Raw genomic sequence first — 8,332 nt, forward strand, 5'->3', positions numbered from 1 at the left:
AGGACACAGAGAACACTGAGTAGCACAGAACTCACAGAGAAAAAGATTAAATTAAATGAGAAGTTTAGAGATGGCTGACATGGAAGAATCAAATGCTCTTTCGGAAAGACGGCATCATTCGAAAATAGATTAAAATCTCTGAGTTCTTTGTACTACAAATCTGCAACATTGTGTTTTTTTAGCAAAGTTTTTTAGCCACGGATTCTCACTGATAAAACACAGATTTATGGACTCTAAGTTTTGAATATTATTTTTCATTTTCTATTAACGGAGCAATTAAAAATATCTTTAAATGTTTTTCACACTTTAACTACATTTATCCGTGCACATCCGTGTTAATCAGTGGCTAAATTTAGAATTTTTTTGTTGCGGCTTCGCCGCGCTGTGATACTCAGAGTTCTCTTGTGTCCAAACGTTTTAAACGTTTTTACTTTTAAAAAAATACTGTTTTTATGAACATCATAAAGGAGGATGAAAATGAGAAAAGGATTGATTTTTGCGACCCTAATTTTGTTCTGTGGCTGTGGCGGGGTAGTTCTGGACATTGTGCAGGTGAATGCTCCGGCTATCAATTGCATCTTTGATAACGATTGTACAATAACCGTTTCCGATAAGTCGGATGATCTTGTCCTTGACGGAATGTCCGGCAGTGGTTTTCTGCAGTCGCGTACCTGGCCGGTAGGTGAAAGCGGCACGGTTGGTCAAGGATTGTACGCCTATCTGTATCGGATTGATCTAAGACAGCTTGTCGGACTCGTCGATATTGCCTGTGCAGTTTCTTTCAGCATTGACTTTGGCCCGGTTTCGGCTCTTGATTACAATGGGGACAACGTCGCTGAGCATGTTTTTGTGATAACCAGTGGCGGGCTTGGGAATGTAGCTCCAACCTCTGTCACCCAGCTAGCTAATAAAGTGACCTTTGAATTTGCACCTGGCGTTTGTGCGGGAAGTGCACCCGGCAATGGAGACAGTTCTTTCTTTTTTGGTCTCGCCTCAACTTTCGCACCACTTGACGTGCAGGCGGAAGTAAAGGACAATAACGGCAACACCTATACTTTGGAGTCTACTGCACCAAACTTTAGCCCATAATGACAACGAAATAGAAATTTCGCTTGCGCTGGCAACCCAAAAAATTTTAAACACTGAAAGACACCGAAATATAAAAATGATTTCGCAAAGAGATGAAACCCAAGGGGACTTTAAAGACGTTCCTGACGCAGCGCTGTAAGATAGAGGTCAGGAGCGCAATACGGCCATCAAACTGGCAGCGGGTTGCCGGACTGCTAGACGACAAAAAGCTGTTATCACCGACACTGAAACCTTTCAGAAGTTGGTGAGGATAACATTATGCTGGTTAGTTCATTTTCGTTTGTGGTGAAACCAAAGCAGACCCAAAACAGCAAAAAGCCTCTGATAACAACAGAGTGCGATCGGAATAATTGATCTTGCTCCCCCGAGTTGGTATTAGTATTTTCGGCCAGGTTCAGTTTTCAACGTTATGACTCCAAAATTGTAATTTATTTAAATAGCTTTTCCATTGTAAACTTTTAACTAACAGAGGAGGTTATCATGGCAACCATATTATCTGAAGGTGATGCGGCCGGGAATGAAAGCAAGTTTAAGGGATTGCTTAATCAAGACACGGTTCTTTTTGTGGTGCAATGTTCAAAACCAGAATCCGAGGGACTTTTTGAAATAGCGAATGGACTTGGTACAGGTCACCGAGGCGTTGTTTGGGCAAAGAATCCGAGTGACATCGCTAATGTGGTTTCGGGCCTGTCGAGCTCAGTGAATCCCCCACCATCCGAAAATGATCTTGGGTTTACCGTGTCGCTGACCAATGTCATTCGAGATGTCATCCGTGCAGATGAAGAAACCCCCGATGAAGTACGCGTGTTTGAAGCTTATGCCAACGCCGAAAACGATCAATAAAGGGAGATAATTATGGTCAAACATTGCCTTATAAAGGCTTCTGCCGCATTTCTTATTTTTCAGTTGACGATAAATTTTCTCATGGCGCAGGGAAATGCTCTGCTGATTGAAGAGCGTGATAAAAACGGCAGGGTGCACAGCTTGGACACGGAACCCTATATTGTCGATATCAACAGCACCCTGCAAATCAAACTCAACAAGGATGCGTTGCGAAGAGAATCTGCCGCATTTGCCACAAATCCTGCGCTTCAGGTGCTCATTGATAAATGTGAGGTATTGCAAAAGGTGTCGGCTCAAGGTCTTGAAAGCGTTAAGCCATTGCTAACGGTATTAGCTGGCTGGGCCGACAGCACAAATCGGGATATTTCAGCACTTCAAGATGCTTTAAAGAAGGTGGCTGGCAACGCTCTTAAAATCATTAGACTTGCGCCGCGAGACTCAGAATTGCGTGACGCATTGAACAAAGCGCTGCGCTCACAGTTCGGGGCGACTCCCGACAATCAATATCGTGCTGTATTTGAAACCGCGGCAGCCGAAGCGGAAAGTCTTCGGGCCGAACTGGATCGAGTTATGAAGAGCGAAGGGGTTTACTACCAGTTAGGTGCCTGGATTTCGACTAGGGACGGTGAACGTCCGCTGCATCTTGTAGGCTTTGATAACTACCCCGAGGGTGAGGATTTCGAGGTGGATCGTTGGAGTCTAACCCCGAGTGCTAAACAGAAGGAGCAGCTACAAAAATTGGGGCAGGTTGTAACTGAGGTCAATGAGAAAGGATTTAAACAAGTTGCATCAAATTTTGCAGGTTCCGCTCCTTCACTTATCCCGGATATTATTGACAGGGCATTTCCTTGTATAGAGAATGTTGAGCAGTCTTTTGCCTCAGTCCAGGAAGCCGTCCGTGAAACATCAAAGAATGTAAAGGATGCGATAGACCAAGCAAAAAGGGATATCAAAGGCTATCGTAATTTCTTGAAGGGACTTAAGACAAAGTACACGGAAGGGGTTAAGAACACTACACAATCAGAGCTTTTGCTCGCTGTCAATTCTGATTTGGAGGAACTAAAGAATCAAACGGATGGGTTCATCAAGGGACTGAAAAACCTGAAAGAGTTGCCCAAAATGTTGACAGATTCTTCTCGAGTGAAACCTGCTATTAAAAGTCTCGAGGCTTCAGTCACGTCCTGTGAAGAAGAAATTACGAAAACCATAAGCAGCACAGCAAACATCTTCACCAGCCTGTTTTCTGTCGAGAAAATTGATGCTTCATTGCTGGAGTTTGGCGAAGAAGTTCTAAAGCTGGATATTGATAGCTTGCCCGATGAAACCGAGCTTCCTCTGAAAAAAACCGGCATCAGAGCCTCGGGCGATGCAATTATTATTAAGATTTCCGCTGGCAAGATTGCCGATGGCGAGAAAGATGAGCCTCGACGACAGATTGATTCTAAACAGATTCAGCTTTTTCGAATATTGTCTCATACGGATGTTGTCGTTGGTATGATCTACGCCCTCCCCGAGAAAAAAGACAACATCGCAGGTGATTTTCGACTCGCTCCTTCTTATAGCGTGATATTTTCTTGGGGAAAGCGGAAGTCAATTATATATAATACGTTGTTCAAACCCGGTATCGGTATCAACTTTGCAGCACTCGACCTGAACCATGATAATACTCCTGAGGTGGGAATTGGACTCATGCTGGCAGTTTTCAGGAATTTTTTGCAAGTAGGAGGAGGCTTTAATCTACAAGAAAAAGTGGGCTATGGTTTCTTTGGCCTACGCGTTCCCATGCCATCGCTCACCCCTTCGGGTGGAACGTGATACTAAGAAGGATGAAAATTATTAGGTTTACAATCGGTCGCCCTAATAAGCTTAGGTGTCATAAAAGATGCTCTGGAGAGCATTTCGAGGTTGGCTTCGCAAATTCGATTGCCTGACTTGAAGTATTGAATTTCTCCGTCACCGGTCTGTTATGAGTTCCTGGATTTGCGCGATTCTAAGGTTTGCGGGAAAAAAGTGAAACTCGTCTTTCGATGAGTACGATAGTTCTATCCCCTTCCCACAACAGGATGTTCATGTTTAACCATTAATTACGGAGATCACCGTCAAAAGCACAAGTCCCAAAATCAGCGGAATCTATATAAAGAAGACTCGTTCGAATGCCTGTTAAAATGAAGTACTATTTTCTTATTTCCCTTGACATTTTTAATAAATCCTGTTATAAACTCTTAAGTTAAATATAGCCTACCCATATGATAAAAAAAATTGTTTAAAGAGTTCAAAGAATTCGCGATGAGAGGCAATGTCATGGATATGGCTGTTGGTATCATTATCGGCGCTGCCTTTGGTACCATTGTCAAATCTCTGGTCGCAGATATGATGATGCCGCCCATTGGCCTGCTCATGGGAGATGTGGATTTTACAAACCTATTCTTTATCCTAAAGAATGGCGACCCTGCCGGACCCTACGCAGCACTTGATGCGGCTAAAGATGCCGGAGCAGTGAGCCTCAATTATGGCGTTTTTATCAACAATATTGTGAGCTTCATAATCGTAGCATTCGCGCTTTTCATGGTTATACGTGGGATGAACAAACTCAAGCAGAAAGAAAAAGAAGAACCGGCAGAAGCGACCACCAAAGAATGCGCCTACTGTTTTTCAACAATCGCAATTAAAGCAACTCGCTGTCCTAACTGTACCTCTGAGGTTGCGTAAACATTTTTTATTTAAGATAGCTGTAATTCATTCTGTAAAAAGCCGTTGGGGAAACATTCAATGTGACGCCAATGGCTATTTTTATATCCAATCATAATTTCGCCTAGACTTCTGCAAAAAGTACACTTTCGTGTCATTTGACAAATTAGGCTGTTTTGCAGAAGTTTGTAAATTTCTAAGGAATGGGAGGCAACACATGAAAATTTTCAAATTATTTTTGTTGGCTGCTTTAATCGTTGTTTTAAGTACCCCCACCCTCGCCCAGGAAGCAGCAGAGGACAGTGTCGTTTATGGTTGGAAAAACCAGGTCATCGCCGGCCTCAATTTAACCCAGGCAAGTTTTGATAACTGGGCTCAAGGCGGTGAAAATTCACTGGCCTGGCAGCTTAAACTGGATATGAATTCCGCCAACGATCAGGAAAAGTTTATCTGGGTAAATAACGGTAAATTCACTTTGGGTTTTGCTAAAGTCGGTGATGATGAAGCTAAAAAATCAGCTGATTTAATAGACCTTGAAAGCGTCTATACCCGGAAATTCGGCAAATATCTCAGCCCATTTGTTGCGGTAACCGGCAAGACACAGTTTGCCGCCGGATTCCAATTTGAAGGAGATACGAAAACCAAGGTTTCTAAATTTTTAGACCCGGGCTATTTTACCCAAAGCCTGGGACTTGGTTATATTTCGCACGATAAAAATTTTAAATCACGGATTGGCGTCATGGTCAAAGAGACTGTCACTCGCGACTTCCCGGAGCGATATACCGATGATCCAGACACACCCAAGCTCGAAAAAACCAAAGTTGAGCCGGGAATTACTTCGGTAACTAATTTGAAAAGACAATTTAATGAAGATGTTATTTTTACCTCTAAATTGGATATCTTTAGTGATTTGGAAGCGTTTAACCGAACCGATATGACCTGGGAAAACAATTTGACTTTGAAAGTGGCAAAACATATTAATGTGAGTGTTGACCTGGTTCTGTTTTACGACCGGGACATTACCAGGAAACTGCAGATTAAACAAGTCTTAGCGGTCGGGTTTACCTATACGTTGCTTTAATTTCTGAGGAAAAGCTCGAGCAATAGATCGTTGCGGAGATTAGCGAAGTGACCTCCACAAACGGTATCGCTGTATGATGGAAGAAAATAGCTGAATGACCCCGAAGCGTCGGGGCGTCATTTTTGAAGGCAGCAAGAATTCACCTCTGTCAATGACAGCGAAGCGTTAATGACCGCTGATAATAACACCATGGTTTGAAGCGCGACAAAGCAAGTCATTGAACATTTGCGGCTCCATCACTTTAGGAATATCTGGAAAAAAGATATAAAGAAGAAAACGCTTTGCTCGAAAACGTTTTAGCCAACGCAGATAAATTAAGCAAATCAACAAACCTTGAATCGTTCAAAAAGAAAAAAACGAATCTGAAGCAAGCGATTCAGGAATATAAATCCATCAAAAGCAACTTCCGCTGTTTAACTCCACCCTCAAAGCTACAATCAAATATTGTCCGATAAAGTGTAAGCGATTGCTTTCTGTCTTCGGCCTTTTAATTCAACCGGACCCAGTTTTATAGGTTTAAAAACCTCATCGATGTGTTTTGCAGTCGTGTCGCCGAGAACAAAATCATAGCCGCGTGCCCCTGCGACTGTATTGAGGCGAAAAGCCACGTTCACCGTGTCCCCTAATACAGTAAAATCCCGGGAGCCGCGTGCACCAACGGTGCCAATCATCACCTGGCCGGTATTGAGAGAAACACGGCAATCCCAATCATAAGCGTCCCCGTGCAGCCACTTCGGACTTTCTGAAAGGAGCCGCGTCTCTTTTTTTATTTCAACCGCGGCACGGGCGGCCTCAATCGCTAAAATCTTGGCGTTTAAATCCGTGCCGCGCCAAAAAGCCATGACACAATCCCCCATGTACTTGTCAACTTTGCCGTCATGTTCACCGATAATTTGCGTCATTCGTTCAAACCAGTACTGCAGCGTTCTGGTCACATCTTCGGGCGGTAAAAGTTCGCTGAGTTTAGTATAGCCGACGATATCTGCTACGAGAACGGTGACGATGCAGGAAGTGGTTATTGGATCGAACCGCGTTCCCACCAGCTGCAAATTGGTTTTGGAGTCAATATCCGAAAGCAGCTCAATTTTTAGTTTAGCAGGTCCGACGTCGACAACATCGCCGGTTTCGAGCTTGACCGGGGCGGTCACGGGATTGCCATTGACAAAAGTGCCGTTGGTGCTCGACAAATCACTCACCCGAAGCGATGAGGTCGATGAAGTTAAAATTGCATGGAACCGGGAAACATTGGGAATGTCGAGAATCAGCTCATTTGAGGCGTCTCTGCCCAGGCGGATGGTTTTTTCTTTATGCACGACCACATGTTCAGGAATGGTCACGTTCTCTGTCTGCTGGTAATCAGCCAGGGAAATTGTCTTTTTTGCGCCGGGGATAACAATTCGGCCGCTGCCCGGTTGGGCCTCAACTAAAACGATAGCAAGGGGTTGTTCATCTGTTGCTTTTTCTTCTGGCATTTAATCCAATGCAGTTTAGTTGAAAGCAATTTGCAAAAATATGACAAATTAGTCAAGAGAATTGCAGTAGGTAAGAGATTCGTTGAAAGGAAGGCTTTATGGGTCAATCTGTTTTAATTATTCGTTCATTTATGCCTTTTTAGTAGGTAGTAAAAACCTTTCGTCCTCTGGATACTGGATTCATATTGCGTGACACAAACAGCACGGGGTTCAAGTCGCCGTCCCGCGTGAGGATAGTGGCGGACGTAGATGGCGACTCGGGTTGTTGAATTATATTTAGACATAAGATGGCTATTTAAGACTCACCTAGACGTGTAATTTGTGCTTCTAGTAAAGCGGGCGATAGGGCAAATTCAAAAGGAGGTGGCGCAATCATCTCTATTTGAAACTCCTTTGTCTTAATGTATTTTATACCTGGATAAAGAAGGATAAAGACCAAAAGAGTAAGAAAGTACGTAAAGAAAGGCAGGTCGGCTTTAATGCTCTCTTTGATGGCAGAAAACCAAGACGGATTGGAAAAATAGAGGATAAAACACCCGAAAAGCATCAGAAAAAGACTACAGGATATAACCCTTTTCAGCCAAGCGTTTAGTGGCGATGCTAACCACCACCGCCATAAGGGTGGTCTGATATTATAGTTCCAAATGTAGTCGAGTAACTCCTTGGCACGTGCTTTTATTTCCTTAACACGCGCTTCCTCAGAAGTATTTGATTCTACATTGAGACATTGTTTTAATTTCTCTTTCGCTGTGAAAAAGTCTTTGGATTTAGTGTAGAACCCAGCTAAAAAATACAAGGTATATGCCTTTATGTGTTGATTTCCAGGTTTTTCGGTTAGCCTTTCTACTCTCTCTAGCTTTCTTATAATTGACACAATTTTTTCTTGATACCTTTTATCTCCTGGGTCGATTGAAACTTCTGTCCTAAGATAGTCTGCATAAGCTTCCCACATAAGGACAGATAGTGCACCAACATCCAAAGATATCGCTTCTTTAAAAGATTGAATGGCGTCATCATACTTTTGCTCCTCAATCTTAATTTTCCCCTTTAGACCCCACGCGTGCGCCTGGTTTTTGTCTATTTCGATGGTTTTTTCTAAGTGCTTAGAAGCACTTTCGAGATTCCCAAGATTGAAATAAAGTTCACCTAGATTGTAATA

General features: G+C 43.1%; 7 protein-coding genes. 5 read left to right on the top strand and 2 right to left on the bottom strand.

The annotated features are described in order from the left end of the window. Positions 1–477: 477 nt before the first annotated feature. The 5 genes from IH879_14955 (at position 478) to IH879_14975 (ending at position 5,701) form a co-directional block, all read left to right on the top strand. Complete coding sequence (locus IH879_14955) at positions 478–1,089, top strand: hypothetical protein (protein ID MCH7676232.1); 612 nt, start codon at positions 478–480, stop codon at positions 1,087–1,089. A gap of 480 nt (positions 1,090–1,569) precedes the next feature. Continuing rightward, the gene (locus IH879_14960; protein MCH7676233.1) at positions 1,570–1,932 is read left to right on the top strand and encodes a hypothetical protein; all 363 of its coding nucleotides are present in this window, start codon (positions 1,570–1,572) and stop codon (positions 1,930–1,932) included. A 12-nt stretch (positions 1,933–1,944) separates the two neighbouring features. Then, positions 1,945–3,747, top strand: a complete 1,803-nt coding sequence (locus tag IH879_14965) for a hypothetical protein (protein ID MCH7676234.1) — start codon at positions 1,945–1,947, stop codon at positions 3,745–3,747. Between the two features lie 444 nt (positions 3,748–4,191). Then, a complete protein-coding gene (gene mscL, locus IH879_14970; GenBank protein MCH7676235.1) occupies positions 4,192–4,641 on the top strand; it encodes a large-conductance mechanosensitive channel protein MscL in 450 nt (149 codons plus the stop codon). A 196-nt stretch (positions 4,642–4,837) separates the two neighbouring features. After that, positions 4,838–5,701: a DUF3078 domain-containing protein gene (locus IH879_14975; protein ID MCH7676236.1), complete on the top strand. Its 864-nt coding sequence runs from the start codon at positions 4,838–4,840 to the stop codon at positions 5,699–5,701. A 437-nt stretch (positions 5,702–6,138) separates the two neighbouring features. On the opposite strand, the gene IH879_14980 is transcribed toward IH879_14975, so the two are convergent. After that, positions 6,139–7,173, bottom strand: coding sequence for an FHA domain-containing protein (locus IH879_14980; protein ID MCH7676237.1), 1,035 nt, complete (start codon positions 7,171–7,173; stop codon positions 6,139–6,141). Between the two features lie 295 nt (positions 7,174–7,468). Then, a partial coding sequence (locus IH879_14985) for a tetratricopeptide repeat protein (GenBank protein ID MCH7676238.1) occupies positions 7,469–8,332 on the bottom strand: 864 nt, incomplete at its 5' end.

The organism is candidate division KSB1 bacterium, from assembly GCA_022562085.1.
Taxonomy (GTDB): Bacteria; Zhuqueibacterota; Zhuqueibacteria; order Oceanimicrobiales; family Oceanimicrobiaceae; genus Oceanimicrobium.